26 protein-coding genes and 2 tRNA genes are annotated in these 23,837 nt (G+C 41.5%); 13 read left to right on the top strand and 15 right to left on the bottom strand.

Annotated elements, in window-relative coordinates; translation table 11 throughout:
• The first annotated feature begins 60 nt into the window (after positions 1-60).
• The gene (locus A0128_RS19225) at positions 61-909 is read left to right on the top strand and encodes a substrate-binding periplasmic protein (RefSeq protein ID WP_069608986.1); all 849 of its coding nucleotides are present in this window, start codon (positions 61-63) and stop codon (positions 907-909) included.
• A gap of 3 nt (positions 910-912) precedes the next feature.
• Positions 913-2,487: a hypothetical protein gene (locus A0128_RS19220; protein ID WP_069608985.1), complete on the top strand. Its 1,575-nt coding sequence runs from the start codon at positions 913-915 to the stop codon at positions 2,485-2,487.
• Here A0128_RS19220 and recR read toward each other — a convergent pair.
• From recR to A0128_RS19195, 5 genes are all read right to left on the bottom strand, one after another.
• A complete protein-coding gene (recR, locus tag A0128_RS19215; RefSeq protein WP_069608984.1) occupies positions 2,484-3,077 on the bottom strand; it encodes a recombination mediator RecR in 594 nt (197 codons plus the stop codon). The genes A0128_RS19220 and recR overlap by 4 nt on opposite strands.
• Complete coding sequence (locus A0128_RS19210; protein ID WP_069608983.1) at positions 3,070-3,417, bottom strand: YbaB/EbfC family nucleoid-associated protein; 348 nt, start codon at positions 3,415-3,417, stop codon at positions 3,070-3,072. The genes recR and A0128_RS19210 overlap by 8 nt, the downstream gene beginning before the upstream one ends.
• A 5-nt stretch (positions 3,418-3,422) precedes the next feature.
• A complete protein-coding gene (gene dnaX / locus A0128_RS19205) occupies positions 3,423-4,880 on the bottom strand; it encodes a DNA polymerase III subunit gamma/tau (RefSeq protein WP_069608982.1) in 1,458 nt (485 codons plus the stop codon).
• Between the two features lie 10 nt (positions 4,881-4,890).
• Positions 4,891-4,974, bottom strand: a tRNA-Ser gene (locus tag A0128_RS19200).
• 35 nt (positions 4,975-5,009) lie between these two features.
• Positions 5,010-5,477, bottom strand: a complete 468-nt coding sequence (locus A0128_RS19195) for a nucleoside deaminase (protein ID WP_069608981.1) — start codon at positions 5,475-5,477, stop codon at positions 5,010-5,012.
• A 58-nt stretch (positions 5,478-5,535) separates the two neighbouring features.
• On the opposite strand from A0128_RS19195, the gene A0128_RS19190 reads away from it, so the two are divergent.
• The gene (locus A0128_RS19190; protein ID WP_069609416.1) at positions 5,536-7,155 is read left to right on the top strand and encodes an anti-sigma factor antagonist; all 1,620 of its coding nucleotides are present in this window, start codon (positions 5,536-5,538) and stop codon (positions 7,153-7,155) included.
• 18 nt (positions 7,156-7,173) lie between these two features.
• Here A0128_RS19190 and A0128_RS19185 read toward each other — a convergent pair whose 3' ends face one another.
• Together A0128_RS19185 and A0128_RS19180 are read right to left on the bottom strand one after the other, a co-directional pair.
• On the bottom strand, positions 7,174-7,392 hold the full coding sequence (locus tag A0128_RS19185) for a transcriptional coactivator p15/PC4 family protein (RefSeq protein ID WP_069608980.1): 219 nt from the start codon (positions 7,390-7,392) through the stop codon (positions 7,174-7,176).
• Between the two features lie 156 nt (positions 7,393-7,548).
• Positions 7,549-8,481 carry a ferredoxin reductase domain-containing protein gene (locus A0128_RS19180; RefSeq protein ID WP_069608979.1) on the bottom strand — a complete coding sequence of 311 codons (933 nt, stop codon included), beginning with the start codon at positions 8,479-8,481 and terminating at the stop codon, positions 7,549-7,551.
• Positions 8,482-8,696: 215 nt separating this feature from the next.
• Between A0128_RS19180 and lpxD the strand changes: the two genes are divergently transcribed.
• Positions 8,697-9,749, top strand: coding sequence for a UDP-3-O-(3-hydroxymyristoyl)glucosamine N-acyltransferase (gene lpxD, locus A0128_RS19175; RefSeq protein ID WP_069608978.1), 1,053 nt, complete (start codon positions 8,697-8,699; stop codon positions 9,747-9,749).
• 65 nt (positions 9,750-9,814) lie between these two features.
• Positions 9,815-10,012: a hypothetical protein gene (locus A0128_RS19170; RefSeq protein ID WP_069609415.1), complete on the top strand. Its 198-nt coding sequence runs from the start codon at positions 9,815-9,817 to the stop codon at positions 10,010-10,012.
• A gap of 279 nt (positions 10,013-10,291) precedes the next feature.
• On the opposite strand, the gene A0128_RS19165 is transcribed toward A0128_RS19170, so the two are convergent.
• Both A0128_RS19165 and A0128_RS19160 read right to left on the bottom strand, forming a co-directional pair.
• The gene (locus A0128_RS19165) at positions 10,292-10,906 is read right to left on the bottom strand and encodes a DUF6935 domain-containing protein (RefSeq protein ID WP_069608977.1); all 615 of its coding nucleotides are present in this window, start codon (positions 10,904-10,906) and stop codon (positions 10,292-10,294) included.
• 329 nt (positions 10,907-11,235) lie between these two features.
• Positions 11,236-11,307 (bottom strand) — tRNA-Gly (locus A0128_RS19160).
• A gap of 75 nt (positions 11,308-11,382) precedes the next feature.
• On the opposite strand from A0128_RS19160, the gene A0128_RS19155 reads away from it, so the two are divergent.
• Together A0128_RS19155 and A0128_RS22225 are read left to right on the top strand one after the other, a co-directional pair.
• Positions 11,383-12,936, top strand: a complete 1,554-nt coding sequence (locus A0128_RS19155; RefSeq protein ID WP_069608976.1) for a carboxypeptidase M32 — start codon at positions 11,383-11,385, stop codon at positions 12,934-12,936.
• Positions 12,929-13,258 (top strand): hypothetical protein, encoded by a 330-nt coding sequence (locus A0128_RS22225; RefSeq protein WP_069608975.1) that lies wholly within the window; start codon positions 12,929-12,931, stop codon positions 13,256-13,258. Before A0128_RS19155 ends, A0128_RS22225 begins: the two co-directional genes overlap by 8 nt.
• Here the strand turns inward: A0128_RS22225 and A0128_RS19145 are convergent.
• The 3 genes from A0128_RS19145 to A0128_RS19135 all read right to left on the bottom strand — a co-directional run bounded on the left by A0128_RS19145 (position 13,255) and on the right by A0128_RS19135 (position 14,624).
• On the bottom strand, positions 13,255-13,641 hold the full coding sequence (locus A0128_RS19145) for a DUF423 domain-containing protein (RefSeq protein ID WP_069608974.1): 387 nt from the start codon (positions 13,639-13,641) through the stop codon (positions 13,255-13,257). The two genes, A0128_RS22225 and A0128_RS19145, sit on opposite strands and share 4 nt — an antisense overlap.
• 21 nt (positions 13,642-13,662) lie before the next feature.
• A complete protein-coding gene (locus tag A0128_RS19140; protein ID WP_427854355.1) occupies positions 13,663-14,142 on the bottom strand; it encodes a hypothetical protein in 480 nt (159 codons plus the stop codon).
• Positions 14,143-14,249: 107 nt separating this feature from the next.
• The gene (locus A0128_RS19135) at positions 14,250-14,624 is read right to left on the bottom strand and encodes a TRL-like family protein (RefSeq protein ID WP_069608972.1); all 375 of its coding nucleotides are present in this window, start codon (positions 14,622-14,624) and stop codon (positions 14,250-14,252) included.
• A gap of 115 nt (positions 14,625-14,739) precedes the next feature.
• On the opposite strand from A0128_RS19135, the gene rocD reads away from it, so the two are divergent.
• The gene (rocD, locus tag A0128_RS19130; RefSeq protein ID WP_069608971.1) at positions 14,740-15,981 is read left to right on the top strand and encodes an ornithine--oxo-acid transaminase; all 1,242 of its coding nucleotides are present in this window, start codon (positions 14,740-14,742) and stop codon (positions 15,979-15,981) included.
• Between the two features lie 23 nt (positions 15,982-16,004).
• Positions 16,005-16,334 carry a hypothetical protein gene (locus tag A0128_RS19125; protein ID WP_069608970.1) on the top strand — a complete coding sequence of 110 codons (330 nt, stop codon included), beginning with the start codon at positions 16,005-16,007 and terminating at the stop codon, positions 16,332-16,334.
• Between the two features lies 1 nt (position 16,335).
• Here A0128_RS19125 and A0128_RS19120 read toward each other — a convergent pair whose 3' ends face one another.
• Positions 16,336-16,932, bottom strand: a complete 597-nt coding sequence (locus A0128_RS19120; protein ID WP_069608969.1) for a hypothetical protein — start codon at positions 16,930-16,932, stop codon at positions 16,336-16,338.
• Here A0128_RS19120 and A0128_RS19115 point away from each other — a divergent pair.
• A complete protein-coding gene (locus tag A0128_RS19115) occupies positions 16,931-18,028 on the top strand; it encodes a hypothetical protein (RefSeq protein WP_069608968.1) in 1,098 nt (365 codons plus the stop codon). The genes A0128_RS19120 and A0128_RS19115 overlap by 2 nt on opposite strands.
• A gap of 65 nt (positions 18,029-18,093) precedes the next feature.
• Here A0128_RS19115 and A0128_RS19110 read toward each other — a convergent pair whose 3' ends face one another.
• Positions 18,094-19,158 carry a M23 family metallopeptidase gene (locus tag A0128_RS19110; protein ID WP_069608967.1) on the bottom strand — a complete coding sequence of 355 codons (1,065 nt, stop codon included), beginning with the start codon at positions 19,156-19,158 and terminating at the stop codon, positions 18,094-18,096.
• 132 nt (positions 19,159-19,290) lie between these two features.
• Positions 19,291-19,656, bottom strand: a complete 366-nt coding sequence (locus tag A0128_RS19105; protein WP_156781890.1) for an alpha/beta fold hydrolase — start codon at positions 19,654-19,656, stop codon at positions 19,291-19,293.
• A gap of 364 nt (positions 19,657-20,020) precedes the next feature.
• On the opposite strand from A0128_RS19105, the gene A0128_RS19100 reads away from it, so the two are divergent.
• Genes A0128_RS19100 through A0128_RS19090 form a run of 3 tightly spaced genes read left to right on the top strand, consistent with a single transcriptional unit; the run spans position 20,021 to position 23,794 of the window.
• A complete protein-coding gene (locus A0128_RS19100) occupies positions 20,021-20,548 on the top strand; it encodes a flagellar protein FlgN (RefSeq protein ID WP_069609414.1) in 528 nt (175 codons plus the stop codon).
• 30 nt (positions 20,549-20,578) lie between these two features.
• Positions 20,579-22,489 (top strand): flagellar hook-associated protein FlgK, encoded by a 1,911-nt coding sequence (gene flgK / locus A0128_RS19095; RefSeq protein WP_069608965.1) that lies wholly within the window; start codon positions 20,579-20,581, stop codon positions 22,487-22,489.
• Between the two features lie 39 nt (positions 22,490-22,528).
• Positions 22,529-23,794, top strand: coding sequence for a flagellar hook-associated protein 3 (locus tag A0128_RS19090; RefSeq protein WP_069608964.1), 1,266 nt, complete (start codon positions 22,529-22,531; stop codon positions 23,792-23,794).
• The last annotated feature ends 43 nt before the right edge of the window (positions 23,795-23,837 follow it).

Here is a 23,837-nt window from a genome sequence, read left to right as displayed (position 1 = left end):
ATTTGAATTTTTCATGAAAATGCTCTGGAAAAAAACAGGGTTCGATTCATGATATGTTTCATGATTGAGAAACGAATTCTATGTTTTGTTTTCCTATGGATTTTTCCCTTCGGTTTATTTTCTCAATCTGAATATACCGGTTCTCGACTTGAGAAAATTCTTTCTAAGAAAGAACTCGTAGTCGGAGTGAACAAACAATATGAGCCGTTTTACATTGAAAACCCAAAAGACGGTTATCCCGGCGTGGATGCGGAACTTGCAAAACTCTACGCGGATTATTTAGGCGTTTCTTTAAAACTTGTTCCACTCAAAACGTTTCGACAATTTTCAGAAGATATTCGTTCCGGAAAGATCGATCTCGCGTTAGCCGGAATGTCGACGGATTTGAATCGTGGGAAACAAGTGACTTTTTCGGATCCGTATCTCGTTACTACGCCGGCGGGATTGGTAAGTAAAAAAATTCTTCCTCCCGAGCCGGAAGGTAACATAGTAACCTCTCGAAGATTTATGAGCCTTGGAGATCTTTCCACACTGAGCGGACTGATCAGTTTTTCTGTAAGATCAAATACTACGAATCATATCTATCTTCAAAAAAAATACGCAAAACTTCCGATCTACAGTTATCTTTCCGATTCGATCGCGATCGATAATCTCCTGAGCAACAACGTTACTTGTTTTGTCGCGGATAGTTTTTTTATTCTTACCCTGCTCCAAAAAAATCCTTCCTTAAAGGCGAATTATCTTCCCCTTTTGGGAACGGTTCAGGAAGAATATATCAGCGCCGCGCTTCCGCAGAATGATCTGATTTTTGTGGATAATTTGAACTTCTTTATTAAGGAATTAAAGAGGACCGGTGTTTTAGAAGAGTTGAGAAGCCGATATTTTAATCAGAATAACTGGGTAAAATGATCTGTGTCTATTGACCTTTTGAAAAGGGCGGCTTGCTTCTATTGCCTTACGTCTATTCTCATTCCGATCTCTATTTTCTCCCAAGAGATCGAAGAAAAAACGAAACTGGATTTTCAAGGAAATTACAGGGTTCGTGGATTCAATCTTGGAAGGGATATCTATACAACGCGGCAAACCGCGGCGACTCCTTATGACAAAGCCGCTCTCAAAGCAGAGGATCAAGCGACACAACAGAAAGCCGCCGATAACGAAATCGCAGAGCGATTGAAAGGAAATCCGACAACTCTTTCTCCTCAGAAAGAAGACATCTCTTACTTCGATACGAGAATGACGGTAAACATGAACTTCAACACTTCGAAATACTTCGAAGCGCTTTGGGGTGTTCAAGTCGGAGATATTACCTTTGGCGGAAAAGGTTTTGGTCAAAATTCCAATGTCGGACCGGGACAAGGCGGAGAAGTAGGTTTTTCAGCTCCGGTAAATATTCAGACAACGTTTCTTTATCTCAATTTCAAACTCCCGGAAGACGCGTTCAGCTTGAGAGTGGGACAACAATTATTTTCTTCGGCGAGAGGAAGAGTCGTGTTCACACCGGGAACCGGCGTTACTTTGAACAAAGACTTTCGTTTGTGGAATACTACTATCGAAGCAGGTTGGTTTGTCGCGAGGCAGAACGCACAACTGGATCTTGATAAAAATACATACGCGGATAAAAATTATTTAGGAACAAATATTTATTTTTACGAAATCAAAACGAGTCTTTTCAACAACGTAAAGAATGAACTCTATTCTTATTTTTTAGATGATACGATCAATTCGATCGAAAAGACTTCCAATGCGAAAGGAAATATAATCGCTCTCGATAGCGAAGTCGGTCAACTTTTTTGGCACGGATTGATGACAGAAATCAATTTATCCAATTTTGGTTTTGTCGTTCACGGGATCTACAATCACGGTAAGGTACATGCACTGGATCCGTACCGTGACGCGGCCGGAAATATCTTATACAATAAATACAGTAAACATAATATATCCGGGGGGATGATCGATCTTCAATTCTCTTATCGATACAGTGAGAATTTGACTTTTAATTTGGTCGGTGTTGGAACGACCGGAAGGCCGGGTTATGATAAGGACGGGACCAAGGCGAATCTAAAAGGCGGTGGTTATAAAACTCTTTTACCGGGGTATTCAATCTCGAACATTGCGAACGACTTTACCGGGGGTTATGCTCTCTTTTCAGGAAAAGATTCCAGCGGTCTTTATGAATATGGGATTAACGGAGACATCGTAGTTTACGGCCCTTTGCTTTTGACCTTGGGTTATTATCGACTCTACGGAACCAAGTCGCCTTATATAGAAAACAATCGTTACTTCAATTTCGATAACGGTTATAAGACGAGTGCGTATTTTGGACAAGAATTCAATATCAATCTAAGATGGAACGCGTTTCGCGATATGCAGATTTTAATGAGATCCGGTTACTTTGTCGCCGGAGATGGTTTGAAAGCTTATTTGGATACGACTCAGGGAAAAATTCTCAGAGAATTTTTTGTAACCGCGGAACACAGGTTCTAAAGTTGTAATCGGGACCGAATGGCTCTGCCTAAAGTATATTGATCTGAAAGTTCGATCGAACCTCCGACCGTGATTCCGTAGGCGATTCGAGTTACGTTAACCGAAAGCGGCTTGAGCTGACTTGCCAAATAATCGGCGGTCGCATCGCCTTCTAAAGTCGGATTGGTGGCTATCAATACTTCTTTGACTTCTTCCGGTTCGATTCTTTCCAAGAGCTCTTTGATTCTAAGATCGCGAGGGCCGATTCCCTCCAACGGTGAAATGACTCCGTTTAGAACGTGATACTTACCTTGAAACTCTCTTGTGTTTTCGATAAAGAAAATATCTTCGGGTTGTTCCACCACACAGAACGTATGAGAATCTCTTTTTTCCGAAGTGCAGATATCACAGATTGGAGTTTCGGAATAAGAACCGCAACGTTTACAAAATTGAATTCTACTCTTTGTATCCGTAAGCTGATGAATGAATTGATTAAAAAGACCCTGCTCAAGTCTCAATAGATGAAAGCTGATTCGGAAAGCGCTCTTTCTTCCAATACCGGGAAGAGAAGATAGAGCTTCCACCATCTCGTCTAAAAGATGATTAGCCAATATTTCCACCGAACATTTTAGAAATTTCAGAAAAATCTAAACCGCCGGAGGCGGACTGAAATTCGTAAGCGGTCGCTTCCTTCGCTTTTTTAAGAGCGTCGTTTGTCGCAGCCAAGACGAGATCTTCGAGCATCTTATTGTCATCGGCGTCGAACAGTTGTTTATTGATAAAGACGTTTGTAATCAGTCCTTCTCCAGTCGCGGTGACAGTTACCATTCCCGCTCCTGCATCTCCGGTTACTCGAAGAGCGGAGATACGTTTTTTGACTTCTTCCATTTTCTCGCGGAAGGCGCCCATGTTGGAAAGAATCTCGGAAAAGTTTTTCATTTTATCAAACATATCGATTAAGAATCCAATTTCGGAAATTTACTACGATCCACTTCCGTTCCCAGAAATTTCTTTTTGATTTCGGTACTAGTATCAAACTTCTGAGGAATCACACCCGGATTTCCGGTGGTTTTCGGCGGTTCAGGATTGGCCAAAGCGTCCTCGGCGTCTCTAAAGTTAGACTCGATCTGTGATTCTAAGGACCGGGAAATGGACTCATCTTTTTTTTTTGAAGAATCGCTTTCCGTAACATTTTTGGCAACCAAGGTCGGCTGTTGAGGTTCCGGCGCATTATTTTTAGAATTTTGAACCATCAAAATCAGGTGATTGATTCTATCAACGAGACCCGCCAAACTTGGGTAGGTCAATTCCTCAACGAGTTTTTTGATCTGAATTTCAGTAAAAACTTTTATTTCGAATGAATTTCGAAGACGAATGTTTTTGATTCTTTCATAGAGTTCGAAAAGTTTTCCCGAAAGAAAATTCAACTTCGATGTATCGACTGATTCGAAATCGGATTTCATCTTAATCAAATCTTCTTTTGGGAAATTGACCGACTCTGGATCTGCAAGAGAGTCGCGAATCAAATTTAGAGTATGAGTGAATTCTATAGAATCCCAAAGAAACTTGTAGATGTCCTGCCCTTCTTGATAAAGGGTTTCTAAAATTTCCAAAGCGCGGGTATGATTGTCGGGATCGATTAAACTTTTGATAAACGAAGTCAAAAATTCTATCCCATGATAACCGATCATCTTTCGAATCGCAGCGCCGATCAATTTAGAATCCGTAAACACAATTGCCTGTTCCATAAAAGAGAGCATATCTCTTACGGAACCGTCCCCTTTCTTTGCGATCCAGAAAAGACCTTCCTGATCATACTGAACGTTTTCTATCTTGCAAAGTTTTTCGGAATAGTCTTGCAAAACAGAAAGGGGAACCTTTTTAAAAATGAAGTCTTGGCATCGAGAAAGAATCGTTTCCGGAATTTTATGAAATTCGGTCGTAGCAAGAACGAATACGATATGAGAAGGCGGTTCCTCTAAAGTTTTGAGAAGTGCGTTAAAGGACTGGTCCGTTAACATGTGGACCTCGTCTATTATATAAACCTTATATTTCCCGCCCATAGGCGCGAACTTTACGTTGTCTCTGAGTTCACGAATGTTTTCAATACCACGATTACTCGCCGCATCGATTTCAAGAACGTCGCTCGAAATACCGCGAGTGACTTCGGTACAAGAGCTACACTCATTACACGGTTCGTTTTCGATCGGATTTTGACAGTTGAGGCGTTTGGCGAGAATTCGTGCGATGGTTGTTTTACCAACACCACGGGGGCCGAAGAAGATATATGCGTGACCGATTTTTCCGGATTTAAGAGCGTTTTGAAGAGCGCCTATAGCAAGATCTTGATGGATAACGTCCCGGAATCTTTGCGGGCGATATTTCCGAGAAAGGACTTCGTGAGTTCCTGCCATAAAATGGAGTCGGAGAAGCCGGGATTCGAACCCGGGGTGCTTTTGGCACACATGCTTTCCAAGCATGCACAATAGACCACTCTGACACTTCTCCTATAGCATTCAGGAATTCTGTCTAGAGGCTGTACGTCAATTGAATTTCTTTCTTCTGGCCTTGAAAAACGATTTGAAGGCTTCCTTCGACATTTCCGCAGGAATACAAATCAACTCCGGGAAAAAATTTCGAGAGTAGATCGTTTCGATGCTCAGCGAAGAAATTCCTTCTCCTTGTTTTGCCGGTAGAAGATATATAACCTTGGGGATTCTTGAAAGAAGAATCGTACCTGCGCACATCAAACAGGGTTCTAAAGAAGTGATGAGTAGGCATTCTGGTAAGTAACGAGTTCCGATTTTTTCTTTCGCATCTCGTAGACAAAGTATCTCACTGTGAAAGGATGAATCCGAATTCTTCTCAACTTCGTTTGAAGATTCGGCGATCAGTTCTTCGTGTTTGTAGATTCTCGTAAAGCTCGGAATTTCCTCTCCTCCGAGTAAAATGAGACTTTCCATCCGATTCAGGAAATCGGGAAGAATCTTATGATTTAGGAAAGTATCCATCGAGTTACTCTACAAATTCTTCTTGATAAGACCTTCGGTAAATGGTTTTTTCAACCGAATGATTCTCTCCGCGAAGTTTTTACATAACGCAGTCTCGGAAAACAGAAACAATTCCGTTTTGATCCGACTGAATTCTCCAACGGGCGCCGCAAATCCGGACCGAAGACCGATCGTATTAGGTTTGGCGATCGATAGGAGTTGGTCGATGAAAGGGGAAAAGTTAGAAGCAGTTGTTCAATCCGCTTGCTCGCTCGTAAACTGGCTGACTCGGAGAGATTTTCTCTCGGTGATCGCCTATGCTGAAGACATTCACGTGATACAACCTATTGTTCAACTCGTGGAGAAATCTACGATCATCAATCGAATTCATACGATTCAACCGGGAACTTCTACGAATCTTTCGGGCGGTTGGTTGCATACTCTAAGAGGTTTAGAATTATTTTCGGATTCGACCGTTTACAAAAGGGCAATTCTTCTCACGGATGGAAATCCTACACAAGGAATCACGGACCCATTGGATTTGATTCAGATCGCGGGAGATCATTACAAGAAAGGAATTTCGACGACAGTTATTGGATTCGGAGATGACTTTAACGAAATTCTTCTAAAGGACATCGCAGATGCGGGCGGTGGAAATTTTTATTACATTGAGAATCCGGAAGCAACCGGAGATATTTTCTTTCGAGAATTCGGAGATATCGGATCCTTATACGCGCAATCGATAGAGACAAGAATTCAATTTGGCAAAGACGTTGAATTTCTAGAATTGTTAAGCGACATTCCGTATTATACCGAGTTGGATCCGGATCAGGCGAGCAGAATCAAAACGATCGTTCTTCAGTGCGGTGATATGCGTGCGGATGATATTCGCAACGTTGTCTTAAAAGTTAAAACACATCCTGAAAATTTAATACACAACACTGAGAAAGAATCGGGAATTTCTATCACGAGTACGTTCTATAATTTATCGGAAAAGATGAAGTTGGAAACCGTAGCTTTTCAGCTAAATCCCGATTGGAAATCGGATTCGATAAAAGAAGACGCCGATGTAATCGTAGAATCGATCGTAGCAAAATCGGGTAAGACTCTCAAAAAAGCGAGCTCTCTAATCAAAGAAGGCTCCTTAGAAGATGCGTCGAAAGTTTTAACTTCATTGATCAAAGATGTAGACAATCAACTGGATCTTGCGCCGGACGTAATGGGTTCTTTGAAATCCCGTTTGGAAGCATTGGAAGCCAAGATCAAAGAAAATTCTAAAACGGCCGGAAAACATCTTATGGCTGGCGCGTATGATATCCAGTATCGCACGATCGATCCGATTTCGGAAGAAGTGGAATATCACGATCATGTTTTTGTGTACAAGTCGGTCGGAGATATCGATTTGTACAAATGCCCGGAATTAAAATCGAATGTTCAAGAGAAGATGTTGGAAGGTTATCGCTTTGTTATCATCAACCTAAAAGCTTCTTCGTATATCGATTCTTCGGCAATTGGAACGCTGATTCAAGTGTCAGGTTGGCTAAAAAGAAGAGGCGGAGAATTGATCGTTTCGGATCTGCGGGATTCGGTGAAAAAAGTTTTTTCTATTACTCGATTGGAGAGTCATATCCGCGTAGCGGACACGGAAGAAGCCGCGAGGTTGATCATTAGCGATGTCATTCAAGAGAGAAGTCTCTGAATCACATCGCTCTAAAACTCAGTCGCCTTTGACTTCGCTTTCGGCTTCGATCACGGCTTCCCGAATTTCATCGTATAGTTCGGGAGGAATTGCGATTCCTTTTTGAGTAGGTTTTTTCTCGCCGTCTTTGTCCGTGTACCAGACGCGGAGATTGAGATACTTCGTTCCTTTATATTCGGATACTTCTACGCGGATGACTTCTCCTCGTCCTTTGTCTACGTCACGGATTACACCCATTTCTAATTCTCCCGGTGAAATTTAGACCAATATAAGTCAAGGATGGAGAATCGATCCATTCGTTTTTAATGATATGAGATTGAATTCTAAAATAAAAAAGGTCGAAAGAAACACGCGCTTCTTTCGACCTTTATCTTTGAGAAGGTTAGAATCAAATCAATAAGTTTCGACGAATAATTGATGCGCGCCTTCAAGGTGATGTTTAAAGTCTTCGTAAGTTCCTGCGTCTCCGGCGATTTTCTGAATTTCTTCGATTACGCCTTTCTCCATTCCTTTCGGCCCGCCGCAGATATAAAAACGTCCGCCGCCGCTAAGAATTTTTTTCACCGCGTCGGCTTGTTCGCGAACTCTGTGAGAAATATACATTCTTCCACCGTCGAAAGGATTTTTCTCTTCTCTTGAGATTGCGGTGACAAGTTTAAAATTCTTAAACTTAGTTTCTAAACCTCTAAGATAATCCATCATTACCAATTCATCGGAGTAAGGAGCGCCATAAACGAGAGTGATGTTTCCGGAGAAGTTAACGAGTTTGTGTTCTAACAATTCTTCGCTCATCCCGATAAAAGGAGCGATTCCGGTTCCAGTTGCAAGAAACATAATGTCTCCGCTAAAATCGGTCGTCGGTAAAAGAAACTTTTTACCGGAAGGCCCAGTCATAGTAACTTCTTCGCCCGGTTTTAGATCGCAGATGTAATTGGAACAAACACCTTTGTGTTGAATGTTTCCGTTTTCATCGTAGACGTTATCTCTCTTTATGATAAATTCAATCGTGTCTTCTTTCATGCCGAATGAATAACTAGGAGAAGCGATAGAATACAATCTTACGGTGTAAGAGGCATCCGCTAAACCTTTGGCTTTCTTTTCTGGGTCTTCGCCGGGAGGAATGACTCCTCCGCTTTGTCCGATCACATACGGATAAGCAGAATGATCGATTGCGAGAGTGATTCTATGAACCAAAGACTCGCCTTCCTTTTTCGGTCTTTTTCCAGCGCCAGCTTCCGGAGTTAGTAGAGTATTGCTGATAACCTTAGCTTTGTAAGGGTTCGATTTTTTGAATAGATTGATCTGAGGTTCTCTAATCGGTTTCATGAGCGGTTACAATTCCTAAAAATGAAGAATTTTCAAATTTTCCTACATGGTTTTAGGGGAGAGCATTTCGTCAAACGGGATATTTGACGCGATTTCCAATGTGCTAAATAAATCTTATAGAATGAAGCATGGGATTTCTTAACCCACATTTTTTTTGAGTGACGATTCTGATCTTTGGATTCTCCGTGTATCAACCAAAATAAAACGAGGGAATCATGCCCCAATTTACACTCTCTGATCTCGCAAAGAAAATAAGCGGATCTAAGATTGCTAATTCTGAAAAACCGGAAGAGATTTTGATCGAAAAGGTTTCTCCTCTTACTCCTGGTGTTCAGAATTCAATCAGCTTTCTTTCTAATAAGAAGATGTTATCCGAAGTAAAAAATTCTCTCTCGAGCGTCATTTTGACCACCGAGGAATTTTCCAAGGATATCGGCCTTCCTTGTCTAATCGTTTCAAACCCGGAACTTAGCTTAGTTGAGCTTTTAGATTGTATCTACCCGCCTTATGTCCCTTCCGGAAAAATTTCTCCATCGGCCTTGATTCATCCGACCGCAAAGTTGGGAGAAGGAGTTACCGTGGGTGAGTTTGTAGTTGTCGGCGAGAACTCGGTCATCGGGGCGAATACGTATTTAGAGGACGGAGTTAAGATTTCGAGAAACGTTACGATCGGTGAAAATTCTCAGATAGGACCGAATAGTTCCATTCAACATGGTGTGATTATCGGAAAACGTTTTATCTGTTCCGGAAATTGTTCGATCGGCGGCGACGGATATAAATTCGTAACTGTTAACGGTAAACATCATAAAATTCCTCACGTGGGAACGGTAAGAATCGGTGATGATGTTGAAATCGGATCCCTTTGTACGATCGACCGAGGAGGACTGGAAGATACAGTCATCGGAGACGGATGCAAGTTTGATAATATGGTTCACGTTGCGCACAATTGTATCCTCGGTAAAAACATTATCATCGCCGGTCAGAGCGGAGTTGCCGGAAGTACGATTGTAGAAGATGACGTAATCATCGGAGGAGCTTGTGCGGTTTCGGATCACCTTCATGTTCCGAAAGGAACGATTCTCGGGGGCGGCTCTTCTCTTAGAAATTCTCCAAAGAAAAAGGATATCTTTGTCGGTTGGGATTATGGACTTACTTTCGCCGAGTATCAGAAGGTACGGGTGAATATTCGGAATCTCGTGAATTTTCAAAAATGGGCGAAGAGAATCAAAACTCTGGAAAAACTCTCGGGAATTGAGATCGAAGAGTAGGATTGAGCTTGACGGGTCCGAAAACCGGACCCAGTCTTTCTCCTACACCCTTTTGGAGGATTCCTTTGCATTTCCGAGCGAACGAAGATAACCCGGCAAAAGAACCGGACAGAATCTCCCGTAAGCCGGACCTTTCCCAGAGCAAAAAGATAGGAAGGTTGTTGGAGACCCTCGCCGATAGCATTTTAGAAAACGACACTACAAATATAATTTTCTTAAATGAGATTCAAAACATTCGATCAGAGAATTCTATCCAAAAATAGAACTTCTTCTAAACACCTGAATCGGTTCCTAGTGGGCCGATTTCTTGTTCTTCTTAAAGAAATCTAAAACTACATCTCCCCTAAAAACACCGAATTTTCTTTTCCGATGCAAGTACGGTTTTTGCCGAAATCGTATTTCAAATGGACTTTAAGTCCGAATTCAATTCAAATTTCAACGGAACACTTTGTCGGAACAATTGAATCGGGATCAAAAGAATCTTGACTCTGTCAGGATAGTTCACGCGGACAAATTGAATTTTTAAAGAAGAACGAAATCAGCTACAGATCGTCGGCCGCATTTTTTGTTACCGGCTTTTTGATTCCTACGAGCAGACTCGAAAATTCATGTGCTTTCCACGCGCCCTTTGCGTTTCTTTTAAGAGTGACGGGCCTTGCCGTATCCGCTCCGGAAGAAGGAATGAAAAGTTTTCTTTGTCCGGATTCTTCAGTTCCGCTAAAACGATTTGCGGTTAAAGTAAAACTATAAGGGGCTCCGTTTGGCTTATAATTATTAGCTGCGGACGAGCCGGGAAGATAAGATCCGATTAGATACGGATGTTGCTCTAGTTGTCTCTTGATTAGATCGGCAATATTCTTATTCAATGAAAAACCTTTGTAACCGTTCGAATCTTGAGTAAGAAAAGAAGAATCTACGATTAGAATCAACGCCTTCGTGCCCTCTTCCTTATTTTTAGAATATAGATCCAAAGCGGCTATGAGCGAGATTAGCGTTCCTTGAGGAGAAGAAGACTGTTCTGTTCGAAAGGAATCGAAGGACGTCAAATCGATCGGCCAAGAAGAAACTTCTACTCGGACCGATTCGCTCTGTGCGGGCAATGAAAACGGAATTAGGAGGGAAAAAAGAAAGTAAGTAAGTAGAAAACGAAGTTTCATAGAGCCTCCGAAATGATGGCAGTAATTTATTGACTACTTGGAAATTTGTCGAGTGAAAACTATAAGCGCTCACTTCACATGAGTGATTTAGCAGTAAGGAAGGATTTGGGAATAAAGAGAGAGATTATGGGGGCAGAGGGACTCGCCCTCTACGCAGTCTCGCATCGTGCTCGACTTTGCTCCGAGGCGTCTCGTTGGGCCTCGGAACATCCGGTTCCTCGGTCGCGTTCATTTACGCTCACTATGGGTCGCTATGAACGCTTTACCAAACTCGCGTTCGAGTGAATGATAGAATAGATTGGAGTAGTATTTTGAGGAAGAGAGGATTATGCGGGCAGAGGGACTCGAACCCTCACTGGAAGCTTGGAAGGCTACAGTGCTAGCCATTACACCATGCCCGCAAATCGTGCAAAAATCATTTTTTTGCGGTTAGGGTGCTTGTCAATCTAAAAGAAGATTTTTTATTATCCACTGAGATGAAAGAATACGAGCAGCTTTTCACGGATTCTATTCGTGGAGAATTAAAATCCTTTGCGGAATACAGAGCCGCTTATCGTGAAATTTGGACCTTAAGAAATATTCTCAGCGTCCTTCATTGGGATTCTGAGATCACTTTGCCCGAAGAAGGGCGGACCGAAAGAGGAGATCAGATCGGACTTCTTTCAGGATTGGTTCATTCAAAATATGCAGGTGATAAGTTTTACGCTCTTGCGGAAAAAGCGAGGGAAGAAAATGAAAAGAAAAGTCTTCCCGGTCAGGAAGAAAGAAGAGTCGAACTCAAGATTCTTTTCAAAGATCTCAATCGTTCTCGTTGTCTCTCTCAAGAACTCGTTGAAGAATTTTCGGTAATTACCAGCAAAGCGCACGCGGTCTGGGCGAAAGCGAGAAAGGAAAATAAATTTTCCGATTTTGCACCGATTCTAAATCAGATCGTGGAACTTTCTAAAAAACAAACTGAATGTTACGGTTATCAGACGGAAGCCTATGACGCATTACTGGAAGGTTACGAACCGGGAGAAAGAGCTTCTAACTTAGAAAACCTATTTTTCAATTTAAAGAATTCTTTAAAACCGTTGGTTGCTCGCGGAAAAAAAATTAACAATCCCTTTCCAAGGGAAATTCCTATTTCTCTTCAAAGAAGATTGGGAGAAAATCTTCCTTCGCTTCTCGGTCTTTCATCGAAGATGTCTCGACTGGATGCGAGCGAACATCCTTTTTCGACATCTCTCGGAAGTAAGGACAAAAGAATCACAACTCGATACGATCTAAAAGATCCTCTGTCCTCTATATTCAGTATTTTGCATGAAACAGGACATTCTTTTTATGAGGCGGGTATTTCCGAAATCATAGGCGGACCTTCTCCTCTTCATGATTCGGTTTCCCTCGGGATTCACGAATCTCAGAGTAGGCTCTGGGAAAATCAAGTGGGTCGTTCTCGAGAATTTTGGGAAATGTATTATCCGATTCTTATGAACTCGTTGGATTTGAAAGAATCGGAGCTAAGTTTTTCGGAACTTTTTTCTTATATCAATCAGTCTTCTCCTTCTCTTATTCGAGTAGAAGCGGATCAAATAACCTATAATCTTCATATCATTCTTCGCTTTGAGATCGAAAGGGCTTTGATCAATGGGAAGGTCCAAGTCTCTGAACTTCCCGAACTCTGGAATTCTAAAATGAAGGATCTTTTCGGAATCGAAGTTCCTTCCGATCGAGAAGGCGTGTTACAAGACGTTCACTGGAGCGGAGGTGCGTTTGGATACTTCCCGACATACACTCTGGGAAATATTTACTCAGCTCAACTCTTTCAAGCGTTTTCAAAAGAAACTCCGAATTTTTCCGAACAGGTTACAAAGAACAAAGACTTTTCTTCTCTTCTCGGCTGGCTAAGAAAGAATGTTCATTGGAAAGGAAAGTTTCACTCGGCCGAAGATCTGATTCGTTCTGCAACGGGCATGGATCCTGATTCTTCTCACTTAGTGACCTATCTCGAAAATAAACTTACCGAATTGGAATCGATCGATCATGGATGATAAAGAAGAGCTTATAGTTAAATCTTTTGAAGAGTTGTCTTATTTTGATAATTTGGCGCTCTACTATCTTTGCAATGAAACTCCTCCCCAGACGCTCGCGCTCGCTTTTTTAGTCGGAGATAAAAATGTCTGCGGTTCTATGTTGGGAGTTTTGGAAGGGAAGAGGAGAGAATACGTTCATCAGCTTATGGCGGAACAGCAAGATACGGAAGCGGCGAAAAAGCAAGCCGCCGTTCAGGGTTTGCTTATCATCGCCGAAGGTTTGATTACCCGCAAGCTCATTGAAAAAAGAGGAAAGTTCTACTACGGGACAGAACGTTAGGCGTTCTTCTTGCCGATTGCGGACCAGGCGAGAAATGCCCAAGCGAGTAAAAAACAAATTCCTCCGAGTGGAGTAATTGCTCCTAAGATTTTAATTCCGGTAATCGCAAGAATGTAAAGCGATCCCGAGAAGATTAAAATCCCGCAGAGATACAAGATTGCTGAAATCCAAGCGGCTTTGTTTGTCTGAACGTATCCCGTCAAAGCCAAGATCAAAGGCGGAATGCTGTGAATCAGATGATATCGATTGCCTGTTTCGTAGATTACGAGCATTTCCGGACTTAAAAACGGCTTTAATGCATGGGCTCCAAAGGCTCCAATTGCCACGCCTAAAAATCCGGAGATAGAAGAAAGAATCAGAATTGTCCTTTGTTTTCCTGTCATAGAATTCTCAGAGAATCGAATTCAAAATTCTTGAATAGCATAACTTTTAAATCGAATGCATCTTTTCTGAACGAGCCAAAATAAAAAAGAAGTTTGTTCGATATCCAGTTTAGAATCAAAGAGCGCCTTTATCTTATTCTTTTCCATTTCCTGTTTGAGCTCGTCATAAAAACTCGTTTTTCCGAAAACGAAAGAAACCGGAACTAAGGATTGTTGTTCGCCTTGACGCAAAGGTAAGATCAACGTTACTCCCCTTTGACATCCTTGGCTTTGTCCTTCAAATCGAATGATTCTATGTTTAGACCAATCCCAATCGTCAAGCGAGCCGTGAAACATATCCTTATGAGGAAGAGACGATGTGGAATGGATGAAGCCGTCGAAACCGACTAACTTCAATCTCGTGGATGCGTTTCCGTAGTGAACCGAAGGATCTCTAAAATACGTTCCGGCAATAGAAACACGATTTTCAGGCGCAAGAATCGAATCCGTAGGATAAGGCATCGGATTTCGTTTAATCAATGTTCGCCGGTTCCCGATCGGCAAAGCGCAATCGGTTATGAAAACGAAACCGATAAAAAGTAGTAATAAAAAGTAAAACGCGCGCATGGTTATTCTTTTTTCATCAATCTATGAGGGAGCTTTACGCCGATTCCGGAAACACGAGTGCATTTATAAAAATAAAGATTGAAGAGTAAGGACTTTACGTAGTAATCCGTTTGAACGTCGAAAAGGAGATCGGCTTTGTCTTGAATCGCGTTTTGTACCGCGGCTTCATAGCTTTCGTCACCGGTGTAAACGAGCCATAACCAACCCTCTCCGCAGGATTGTCCCGAAAGTTTTCCAACGGGTTCCATTCCTCTTACGTCCGAATAACTCTGTGAGTAGAACCAACCGGGTGTTTTTACATTCGTATAAAGACAATTTCCAATTGTAATAAATGTAATGAAAAGAATGAAACACGTTTTAACGGTCGAAGTCTTCATGGAGTTTTCCTAATAATTGAAATCTTTTTGAAACAATGATTCTCAAAAATGAAAAGTCAAGGTAAAAGAATAAAATTTCCTTGTGTGAAGCGAATCCGATTCTTCAATAGGAAGTATGTCGATCGTTGAAAATTCGTCTTACTACATTCAGTTGGAAAAGAAATTTGGAGCTTCCAATTACGAACCTCTTCCTGTTGTCTTGGATCGAGGGGAAAGAATTTATCTTTTCGACGTGGAAGGAAAACGATATTTCGATTTTCTATCCGCGTATTCAGCTGTAAACCAAGGACATTGTCATCCGAAATTGGTTCAAGCATTGATTGAACAATCCCAAAAACTCACTCTGACTTCAAGGGCCTTCTTCAATTCTAAACTTGGAGAATACGAAGAATATATTACAAAACTCTTAGGTTATCAACGGCTTCTTCCAATGAACACTGGTGTCGAGGCCGCGGAAACAGCGGTGAAACTTTGTAGAAAATGGGGATATCAAGTAAAAGGAATCCCCGAGAACCAAGCCAAGATTATTTTTGCTTCCGGGAATTTTTGGGGAAGAAGTATCGGGGCCATTTCGGCGTCCACGGATCCTCTGAGTAGAGGAGGATTTGGACCTTATGTTCCCGGTTTTGAAATCATTCCCTTTGATGATGTGGATGCTCTGAAAAATTCTCTTCAGGATCCGAACATTGCAGGATTTATGGTGGAGCCGATTCAAGGAGAAGCCGGTGTAATCGTTCCGAGCGACGGTTATCTTTCGGTTTGTAAAAAACTTTGTCAAGAGGCCGGCGTTCTTCTGATCTTCGATGAAGTGCAAACCGGCTTAGGAAGAACGGGTAAACTTCTCGCGGGCGATTACGAATCTGTGAAACCGGATATACTCGTTCTCGGTAAAGCGCTTTCGGGCGGAATATTACCGGTCTCAGCCGTTCTTTCCAATGACGAGGTTATGCTTACATTAAAACCGGGCGAACACGGATCAACTTACGGGGGCAATCCGCTTGCTTGCGCGGTTGCAAAACGCGCCGTTGAAGTTCTGATAGAAGAGAGGATGGTCGAGAATTCTTTCAAGATGGGAGAAATCTTTCGAAGCAGAATGAATATTCTAAAATCTAAATATGATGATTTGCAAGAAATTCGTGGAAAAGGTTTACTAAACGCGATTGAGTTTCGAGAAAAGAACGGGAAATCCATAGCTAAAGAAGTTTGTAAAAAAACAATGGAGCTTGGCCTACTCGCAAAAACGACCCATGATCACACGGTTCGTTTTGCGCCTCCTTTAGTCATTCAATCGGAAGAGATGAACGAGGCTTGCGACATTATTGAAAAGGCTGTGAAGTTTTGTCTTGACTCAAAGTAGAAATTCGATTATCCAAAAGAAAAATGCAAGCTGACGATAAAAAATACATACGGGTCTGGGAAAAATTAAGCGTTTCGGGCGTTTCATCGCAACTGATGTTGATCGACGACTTGTATGGAACCTGCGGAAATTGCAAACACCTCGGCTTAAATTATACGAAAGATAAAGTTTGCCCGGAATGCAAAACCCAATTTCGATACTTAGCCACAAATTCCAAATCTGCGACCGATATTGCAAAAATATTAAACCGAATAGAAAAGGAAGGTTTGGATTTGATTCTCATCGACCGCGAAGACTTCAACCAGTCCAAAGCAAAAGACGCGGTAAAGGATCTATTCAAACCCGTAGAATAATTTATTCTTTTTTTGAGTTTAGAATATTTTTCAACCCTTGAACCGTTCGTTCCATCTCCTCTATATGTTCCTTTAAAGAATTCGGATCAGAGATCGTCTTAGAATCCGAAACATACAATTTCGCATAACCGTTTGCCATAAGATTCTGAAATGATTTTTGCACATTCGCAAGCGCACTTTCCAGATCATTAGGATGGATAGATTTCTTTCTTTGATAGAATTTTTTCAAAAATACAAATCCGATCCGAAGTAAAAAGAAAAAGTAAGCGGGCATCAATAGATAGAATGCAGTTAAAAGTACGGGACCAAGATTCCAAGTCTGCGAAATGGAATGATGAAAAAAGGAACGAAGAACGGATACGATTGCAACTCCTAAAGTATAGTTGAAACGGCTCGTACTCGGGGAAATAGTATTGAATAAAAATACCAAGATCAGGGAAAAAATCAAAACTAAGAAGAGATCTAAAGGAACGATAGAGAAAAGGATCTTCAAAAACGAAGTAATTACTCCAACGGTTTCTAGAAATGATTGGATTGACTGAGATAGGCTGTCAAAACTCGTTTTCAGATCTGAAAAAAATCCGGTAATCTGACTCATGAAATTACTCCAAAAAATTCCTGGCTGGAAGAAACTCCAAACCTTCCGTTTGAAACTGCAAGAACTTTCCTTTCTAAGAAAGCTCTTCCTCATTTATTCGATCGTAGGAATTTCGTTTCTTATCTTACACGAAAGTCATCTTCCTCTTTTCTTTATCTTAATTTTGGTTTTGGGCGCCTATGCGGTTGCCACCGGATTTTTCTTTTTGATCTCGTTTGCCTTCGGGAAACTCTTAAAGGAAGAATCGATCAAACAATATCAAATCGGACCGGATTCTGCAAAGACGATTGATACGACTCGAATCGTTTTGAATCCTATCGTGGAAGTTTCCGCCTTTGTAGCTTGTGTTCTTTTATTATCATTAACCGATTTTTATTCCAATCGATCTGGAATCTTTTTTATCGCGATATATTCCTGCGTCGGCCTGAGTTTTCGTTTTTTAGAAAGCACCGTTTTCTATAGAATTTTTCTCTTAGGCTTGATGGTTTTGACAGGTGGTTTGTTAAGTTTTAAAGCCCTTCAAAAGGTCGAGATCCTGACTTCTTATATTCTTTTTAAACCGAACTGGGAAGAGAAAGAACTTACAAACTGGAACTACGATTCAGAATCGAGAACCGTTAAGAATGCGGACATCCAGGTTCAAATTGTTTTACCGGAAGATTTTTACTTTCACAACCCGAAAAACCTAACTCTAAAAGATCAAACAGGCACTGGTCAAATTGCGGGTATCATTTCTTCGAGTGAAACGGACCCGAACCGTTATCCTTCCATTCGAATTTTTTATTTTCCGGAGCCGTTTTTGGAAATAGATAAGATCAAGCCGGAGTTTCTGAAGTTTTTAGATCTTGCCATCAATCAAGGAGATATGGTCGAAGTACACGAGTTAGGCGAAGAGAACTTTGAGAAAAGAATGGATGGGGTTTTCTGGACTTATTATGATAATTTAAGGCCCAGATATGCAAAGACCGGATTTTTTATTTCTTCAGGAGATAAACTTCCCGATTCTCTCCTCTTTCATATTTCGGAAAGTCTTGTAAAAGGAAGACAACACGAAGAATCGGTAGAAAAGATTCTTCAAAGTGTAAAGAGAGAATAACGATTCTTGAATATTATAAAATCAATTTTGGATTTTTTATTTTCAACGAAGAATCAAAATTTTCTCTAAAGTTTCTCTTTTCCTTCAAAAAAACGTAACCCTAAAACGGAACGCGGATCGACCAAGGTTCCTCGGACTCGCATTCCTAAATGCAAATGTGGTCCCGTCGACATTCCCGTGGAGCCGACTTTGCCGATTGGATCTCCTCTTTTCACCTTATCGCCGACTTTTACATTCAATTCGGACTGATGCATATAAAGAGAATAAACTTCGAGGCCGTGATCGATCACTGTAAAGTTTCCTTCGTAGTACATCGGCCTGGATAAGATTACGGTTCCATCGTTGATCGCGTATATTTGTGTACCGATTCCGCCTTTGAAATCCACGCCGCCGTGGGCTTTGCCTTTTGTTTTGTTATAGACCCTGCGTTTGTAGAAAGGACTGGTAAAGTGAACCTCTTGCACGGGAAAAACAAAATCCGATTCAATCTGGAGATCGGTTTTTGTCTGAAAGGCTTCTGCTTTTGACTTAGAACAGTCTGCGATAAAATCGAGTGTTTCTTGAGGTAAAACTTCCGAGGTGTATTTTTTATCCATCGTCAATGACGAGACCTTTGTTTCGGAAAAATTCGTTTTTTGGATCGGAATTTCGTATTCTTTAAAGTCATTCTTTCGAAAGAGATTCTTATCTTGAATTTCTAATATTCCACTTTTCTTATCAAATTCAGGTGAAATCGGGATCCAAGCATAAAATACGGATTCTTTTTTTGTGTAAGGGATTTCCTTTTTTTCCCATAAAATTTTGATTCTATCCAATTTGGAAAGAATCGTTTTTTCGGGAGTAAGTTTTAAGAGTAGAAGTTCACCTTGTGCAAATTTTCTACCCTGAATCGAAAATACAAACAGCGCTTCCTTTTTATTTACGATTTCGAAGCCGCGGGTTTCCTTTTTGTTTTCCTTCTTTGTCTTTATAATCGATTCCGATTCTTTTTTAGGGTTCGCGGAAATCGTGGACGCTACTTTGGTTTCTTTCTCTTTTGATAAAGATTTGTCCTTAGAAAAGAGGAGTTCGTTTTTAAAGAGAAGAATGAAGATTAGAATAATATGAAAAATTCTAAGATACTTTTGCATCGGATCCTGCTAAGGTTTTAAAATCCATATAAGAACAATGGGAGCTATTTGGAAATAAATTATGGAAGCGCGTTATCTACAATTCAATAACAAGGTCGTCTTTCTAAATCAGACTCTTTTTTTACGGAATTTCTATCTTTGCAAAAATTCATAGATAGCCGGGTTGAGAATCTCCGGAATATCGTGATGGAGCCAGTGAGTCGCGGTAGACCCCTGGTATTCTCCATTTTCCAAAAATCGAAGTGAGTTTCTTCCCATTTCCGTTTTCAAAAAAGGATCTCTTTCTCCCCAAAAAATCTTAACCGGATTTAAGATCTTTTTGTTTTTCGGAAGTTTCGGCGGAAATAAGACTGCAGCCCGATACCAGTTTAACATCGATCTTATCGATCTGGGATAAGACCACGCCCTTTGATACGGTTCGAGGTCTTTCTTCTTTGTAATTTGTCTGTGAGAATCGATTGTTTTATCGTTTCCAAGTGCGGCATATTTAAGACACAAAGTTTGCGGAAGCGATCCGGACTTTGATACAAAGAATTCCAAATTGCGGCCGCTCCCAGTCATGGGCGATACAATCTGTTCTTTCAATTTTCAAAGAATCCAGAATGGAAATGATATCGCGGGAAAGTAAGGAAAGTCTGTAGGAAGGAAAAAACCAAGGTTTATCCGATTTCGCATAACCTCTTTGATCGGAAAAAATCAGAAAGTAATCTCGATCCAGGAAGTATTGAATCGGATTCTTCCTGGAGCGCTTTTTAATTATGTCTTATTAAATGCGTTCGAGAGAATCCTCTTTTTCTTTGAAAATTACCTAAGCAAATTTCCGAATTTACCGATTCTTCATAGCAGGGATCGGATAAAACAGATGAAACAAGAGGAATGGTTGGAGCAACTTACGAAACTTTTTCAGGAAGAGATCAATCTCTACTCAAATGTCCTGGAATTGGAAACACAAAAGTCCGCCGCCGTAGTTCAAGCGGATGGAAAGTCTCTCGAAACAATTACTAAAAAAACTTATGAACTTCTCGTGATGGCATCTGAAATCGAAAGGGTTCGAATGAAATCCATCGAAGAAGTATATCGTTCTAAAAATTTCGCTCTTCCGGAAAACGGAGCTCCGACCCTGTCCGATTTTTTAAACCAACTGGATCGCGAGTCCAATTTTCGTTTAAAAGAATACGGATCTTCTCTGAAAACAATCCTTCATCGTTTGAAAGAGAAAATCAAATCGAACGAAAAATTAATCATCACTCGTCAAGAAATTCTTACTCGTACGATTGAGGCTGTAAAAGAAAAGGCTTCTGAATCGGGTTTGAGCACATACGGTTCCGGAAAAAATCCGGAACGAAAACAAGCTAAGAGACCTGCTCTTATGCTGAACGCTTCGGCGTAATCGATAGTATTTTCGTAATAGGAGGATGCCATGGGATCCACATTTTCAGGTCTTGAAATCGGAAAGAGGGGTTTAACCGCTCACCAACAGGCGCTTCAGACAACTGGTCATAACATTTCCAATGCAGATAACAAGCAGTATGCGAGACAGAGAGTCACGATGACTGCAATGGATCCTTTGTACGATCCTTCTCTCAATCGTTCCAATCTTCCGGGACAAATCGGTCAAGGTGTGGAAATCGCTTCGATCGAAAGAATCAGAGATAACTTTGTAGACGATAGAATCATCGAAACATCCGGAAACAAAGACTACTGGGCCGCTCGCAACGAATATCTTTATCAATTAGAAACCGTCTTTAATGAACCGAATGGAACTACACTTCGGACTCTGATGGATAAGTTTTGGTCTTCTTGGGAAGATCTTGCAAATTATCCGGAAGACAACGCGCATCGTTCCGTGGTTTTAGAAAGAGCAAACGGACTCGGCAGCCGAACCGAAGACGTTTATCGTAAGCTTGCGCAATTAAAAGATCAGGCGAACCGGGAAATCGAAACTAAAGCCTATCACATGAATACGATCGCGGAAAACATTCGTACGTTAAATGATAGAATCGGTAAATCGGAAGCGTTAGGCGACAGACCGAACGACCTCTATGATAAAAGAGACGCGCTCCTCCAAGAACTTTCCTCGCTCGTAGACGTTACGATCGGACGTTCTGACGAAGATGAACTGATGGTATTCATCGGTCAGCAGATCCTTGTACAAGGAAATAAAGCAAACAAGATCGATATTCTTGGAAACCCTTCTAAAGACGGACTACTGGATCTTTATTGGTCTTCCACAGGCGATCCTGTTCTTTTAAGAAAGGGAAGACTTCAAGGTTTGATCGAAGTTCGCGATAAGATTATCCGTGAAAAAATCGATCAAGTGGACTCTCTTTCCATCAACATTATGGATGCGGTGAACGAAATCCACAAAGACGGTTTTGGAATCAATGGAAACACGAACCAAGCCTTCTTCAATATCCGATCCCTTTCTATCAACACGTTTGGTGAATATGATTCCAACGGGGACGGACAAAACGATGTCACGGCTATCTTTCGCGTATCGGGTAGAAATACGATCGATCCGGATCGTCCGGTCGGCATTAACGGAACGATCAGCTTCAATCAATCAGACGCGAAAGAAGCTCCTGTATTGATTCCTTATTCTTCCAATGATACGTTGAACGGGATCATCAAAAAAATCAACGCGTCACGTTCAGGTGTTGTGGCCTATATGAACCATGACAACCAATTGGCTCTGAAGGCTACCGTTGCTGACGATCATCCGAATAAAAATTTCATCCTAAGACATATCGAAGATTCAGGAGATCTTTTAGTCGGAATGACGGGTATCTTGATGGCTTCCGGTCCGTCCGGAGCGTACGATTACAAACGTCTCGGAGAAATCAATAAGCTTCAATCTCGTCCGGAAGACATTACTCTGACTCCGCACTTTCATCCCTCTTCTCATTTTAGAATCTCTGATTCAATCGCAAATAACGTGGCGAACATTGCGGCGGCTCGAGGAAAGGATGTAGGAGGAACGGGCGATTATAATTCTCCCGGAGGGCATAAGGACGGACGCAACGCTTTGATGGTCGCATCCGCTTTGAGAAACAATCCGGTTATGGTGGATTATTCAAAAACCACGGATGATTTCTACAACACTCTCATTTCTAAATTAGGTACGGAAGCAAGAGAAGCAAAGCAAGAATTCGGTATTCAAAACGATCTCATGTCCGAATTGGAAAACATGAGACAATCCGTTATGGGGGTCAATCTCGACGAAGAGATGGCCAACATGGTGCAGTTTCAGCATTCTTACAACGCTTCGGCAAAGATGATCAACACTATGAATGAAATTCTAGATACCATCATCAATCGCCTCGGTGTGTAAGCTCACGGGAAAATCGGTGAGTAAGGAGTATATTTTATGATGCGCATAACGAATATGATGCAGAACAACAGCTTGGTTAAGAATTTAAACAGACACCAGCTACAAATGGATGAAACACAGAACCAACTAGCAACGGGACAAAGGATTCGTCTTCCTTCCGACGAGCCTGGGCGTGCAACCAATCAAATGTTCTTTCGTTCTAGATTGAATGAACTGGATACGTTTCAAAGAAATATCGACGACGGAAATTCTCGTCTGCAACAAATCGACGGAGAATTGGATCGGATCGGATCTCTCTTCCAGAGAGCAAGAGTTCTTGCGGTTCAAGCTTCGAACGGTATCTACCAGGGTGATAAAGGATTTGAACTCGAGATTGCGATAGGAAAAGAGATCGATGAAATTTTGAGAGCACTCGTCGATATTGCAAATACAAGAGATGCGACCGGCAGGCCTTTGTTCGGCGGACACGTTATTGAAAGACCACCTTTTGAACCGATCGAATCTAAGATCAAAGGTCTTCAAGGGATAGAACTCAAAAATCAATTTATCGGAGTGGAATATCGAGGCGATATCGGTGAACAACTTCGCGAAATTGAAAAGGGAGAATACATTCCCGTAACGATTCCCGGAAACAAAGTTTTCTGGGGAACAAACATGAGTATCACGAGTAAAGTTGATAACTCCGGATACATCGCGACCTCGGATCAGAAATTTAAGATCGACGGAGTTGAGATTCACGTCTCCGCAGGAGATACGATTGATGATATCATCGATAAGATCAACAATTCTCCGCTGGAAGTAAAAGCAAACAAACTCGCGCAGGACAATATCAGTTTGAGTTCAACGGCTCCGCATCAGATCTGGATGGAAGACACCGAAGGTGGAACGATTCTTAGAGATATCGGACTTGTGGATTCTGCCACTTCCGAACCTCCGAACAATTATTCTAAGTCCGCCACGGTCACAGGGCTTTCCGTTTTCGACGTGATGATCCAGTTTCGAAACGACTTGATCCAAAAAGATCAGGAAAGAATTTCAGGTCGAGACCTTCAGGATTTGGATTTGGCGATGGAGAATATTCTTCGTTTCCGTGCCGTCGTCGGCGCGAGAATGAATCGGATGGAAGAACACGCGCAAAGGGTCGACTTTGATAAATCCTACATGACTGAGCTTCTTGCTAAAAACGAAGGAGTGGATTTTCCGGAAACGATCATGAACATGAAGTGGTTGGAAACGGTTCACCAGTATGCGCTCAACGTCGGATCAAAAATCATTAAACCGACGTTGATGGATTTTCTGAGATAGAAATAGATAGAATATTCTGAATGGAAAGCTCTGGGGTAAGAAT

Origin of the sequence: Leptospira tipperaryensis (assembly GCF_001729245.1) — a bacterium.
In the GTDB taxonomy this organism is placed as follows: domain Bacteria; phylum Spirochaetota; class Leptospiria; order Leptospirales; family Leptospiraceae; genus Leptospira; species Leptospira tipperaryensis.
The sequence above is the reverse complement of the archived record's forward strand: the minus strand, read 5'-3'. Positions and strand labels throughout refer to the sequence as shown.

What these genes read in the sequence shown, in the direction of transcription:
- A0128_RS19225 (WP_069608986.1), top strand. Translation starts at nt 61, where the DNA reads ATGATTGAGAAACGAATTCTATGTTTTGTTTTCCTATGGATTTTTCCC.
- A0128_RS19210 (WP_069608983.1), bottom strand. Translation starts at nt 3,417, where the DNA reads ATGTTTGATAAAATGAAAAACTTTTCCGAGATTCTTTCCAACATGGGC.
- dnaX (WP_069608982.1), bottom strand. Translation starts at nt 4,880, where the DNA reads ATGGCAGGAACTCACGAAGTCCTTTCTCGGAAATATCGCCCGCAAAGA.
- A0128_RS19195 (WP_069608981.1), bottom strand. Translation starts at nt 5,477, where the DNA reads ATGGATACTTTCCTAAATCATAAGATTCTTCCCGATTTCCTGAATCGG.
- A0128_RS19190 (WP_069609416.1), top strand. Translation starts at nt 5,536, where the DNA reads ATGATTCTCTCCGCGAAGTTTTTACATAACGCAGTCTCGGAAAACAGA.
- A0128_RS19185 (WP_069608980.1), bottom strand. Translation starts at nt 7,392, where the DNA reads ATGGGTGTAATCCGTGACGTAGACAAAGGACGAGGAGAAGTCATCCGC.
- A0128_RS19180 (WP_069608979.1), bottom strand. Translation starts at nt 8,481, where the DNA reads ATGAAACCGATTAGAGAACCTCAGATCAATCTATTCAAAAAATCGAAC.
- lpxD (WP_069608978.1), top strand. Translation starts at nt 8,697, where the DNA reads ATGCCCCAATTTACACTCTCTGATCTCGCAAAGAAAATAAGCGGATCT.
- A0128_RS19165 (WP_069608977.1), bottom strand. Translation starts at nt 10,906, where the DNA reads ATGAAACTTCGTTTTCTACTTACTTACTTTCTTTTTTCCCTCCTAATT.
- A0128_RS19155 (WP_069608976.1), top strand. Translation starts at nt 11,383, where the DNA reads ATGAAAGAATACGAGCAGCTTTTCACGGATTCTATTCGTGGAGAATTA.
- A0128_RS22225 (WP_069608975.1), top strand. Translation starts at nt 12,929, where the DNA reads ATGGATGATAAAGAAGAGCTTATAGTTAAATCTTTTGAAGAGTTGTCT.
- A0128_RS19145 (WP_069608974.1), bottom strand. Translation starts at nt 13,641, where the DNA reads ATGACAGGAAAACAAAGGACAATTCTGATTCTTTCTTCTATCTCCGGA.
- A0128_RS19140 (WP_427854355.1), bottom strand. Translation starts at nt 14,142, where the DNA reads ATGCCTTATCCTACGGATTCGATTCTTGCGCCTGAAAATCGTGTTTCT.
- A0128_RS19135 (WP_069608972.1), bottom strand. Translation starts at nt 14,624, where the DNA reads ATGAAGACTTCGACCGTTAAAACGTGTTTCATTCTTTTCATTACATTT.
- rocD (WP_069608971.1), top strand. Translation starts at nt 14,740, where the DNA reads ATGTCGATCGTTGAAAATTCGTCTTACTACATTCAGTTGGAAAAGAAA.
- A0128_RS19125 (WP_069608970.1), top strand. Translation starts at nt 16,005, where the DNA reads ATGCAAGCTGACGATAAAAAATACATACGGGTCTGGGAAAAATTAAGC.
- A0128_RS19115 (WP_069608968.1), top strand. Translation starts at nt 16,931, where the DNA reads ATGAAATTACTCCAAAAAATTCCTGGCTGGAAGAAACTCCAAACCTTC.
- A0128_RS19120 (WP_069608969.1), bottom strand. Translation starts at nt 16,932, where the DNA reads ATGAGTCAGATTACCGGATTTTTTTCAGATCTGAAAACGAGTTTTGAC.
- A0128_RS19110 (WP_069608967.1), bottom strand. Translation starts at nt 19,158, where the DNA reads ATGCAAAAGTATCTTAGAATTTTTCATATTATTCTAATCTTCATTCTT.
- A0128_RS19100 (WP_069609414.1), top strand. Translation starts at nt 20,021, where the DNA reads ATGAAACAAGAGGAATGGTTGGAGCAACTTACGAAACTTTTTCAGGAA.
- flgK (WP_069608965.1), top strand. Translation starts at nt 20,579, where the DNA reads ATGGGATCCACATTTTCAGGTCTTGAAATCGGAAAGAGGGGTTTAACC.
- A0128_RS19090 (WP_069608964.1), top strand. Translation starts at nt 22,529, where the DNA reads ATGCGCATAACGAATATGATGCAGAACAACAGCTTGGTTAAGAATTTA.